Annotated in this window: 3 protein-coding genes; all 3 read right to left on the bottom strand. The window is 42.4% G+C overall.

From position 1 onward, the window contains the following. A partial coding sequence (locus Q0314_RS08280; RefSeq protein WP_298058173.1) for a PIN domain-containing protein occupies positions 1-405 on the bottom strand: 405 nt, incomplete at its 3' end. Between the two features lie 38 nt (positions 406-443). Continuing rightward, positions 444-1,088: a cupin domain-containing protein gene (locus Q0314_RS08285; RefSeq protein WP_298058175.1), complete on the bottom strand. Its 645-nt coding sequence runs from the start codon at positions 1,086-1,088 to the stop codon at positions 444-446. Between the two features lie 130 nt (positions 1,089-1,218). Further along, the coding region (locus Q0314_RS11310) for a hypothetical protein (RefSeq protein WP_366114654.1) at positions 1,219-1,275 on the bottom strand (57 nt) is incomplete at its 5' end.

Genomic DNA, 1,275 nt, shown 5'->3' on the forward strand with positions numbered 1-1,275 from the left:
GATCGCGATTTCGTCTTGATTTTCTTCGATGAGCTGCGCCGTATGCGAGCGGTTGAAGTCAAATTTGAGTTTATGAAATTTGCCGCCGTTTTTATCTTGTTTATTAAAAAACTCTATCACGTCGTCGTAAAATTTATCGTTGCTGACGATGTAAATTTTGTCTTTTTTGTGCGAGAGTTTGCCCATTAAAAACGTAATTATTTTATCGGCATAGTCCTTGTGAGCGCTTTGTAAAAGTATGATTTTTATTTTGATTTTTCGCGCCAGAAACCACGCCAAAACGGAGATGCTTAGCTTTTGTCTATTGTTGGTTACGATATAAATTTTATCTTTTTCGCCTAGCTTTTTTAGCGTCGCTAGATTATCTACGCTTATGTTTTCGTCATCTATTATAAATCTTGCCATATATTTCCTAAACGAGTCGGGGCAATCGCCCCGAAACTCTACATCTTATCTTTTGTTACGATGAGTAACATTTTAAATTTTTCCGGGATCTTTAGCCCGTGCGGGATTTTACCCGGAAGCACGATGGTATCGCCCTTTTTGATATCAAAATGCTCGTCGCCGATGGTTAGCTTCATCTCGCCGTCAAGCGCGACCAGAAGCGCGTCGCCCGGAGCCGCGTGAGTGGAGAGTTGTTGGTCCTTTGAAAACGACAGTAACGACATCGAGCCGCTTTCGTTTTTGACGAGCGTTTTGCTCACGATTTTGCCTTCTTCGTATTCGACTGCGTCCACTAGGCTAAAAATAGCCGCCTTAGGTAAATGATCTATCATTAAGTCCTCCTTAAAATCGATTGAGACGTATTTCGTCGGTTCGTTGAAAACTAGTTTTCGCCACACTTTTTTCTCTATGAGGCAGGCCTGTTCGCCGCCTAGATGCATTTGCTTTTCGCCGTAGTGCAAACTCGCGCCGCCCTCTACGACCCACGCGAGACTGTCACAAAATAGCATCTCGTGATCCAGCTCCTCGCCCGCGTCAAAGGCAAACACGTCGACGTGAGCGTTCTCGCAATCAAAAATTCTCTTGCTAACGACGCTTTTTGCGATCACTTTCGTGTCGGAGTTTAGATTGTAAATTTTACTCATTTTTCTTCCTTTCGTAAATTTACGCGTCATTGTAGCTAAAATTTTCGGACGATTTATTGATAAGGATTATCTCTTATTATTAAATTTAAGTCGGTTTGAAATGAAATTTAGGCGCAAAAACGCCTAAATTTTACTCCCACTCTATCGTTGCGGGCGGTTTGCTCGAGATGTCGTAAACTACGCGGTT

The sequence above is a fragment of the uncultured Campylobacter sp. genome (genome assembly GCF_938040115.1).
In the GTDB taxonomy this organism is placed as follows: Bacteria; Campylobacterota; Campylobacteria; order Campylobacterales; family Campylobacteraceae; genus Campylobacter_A.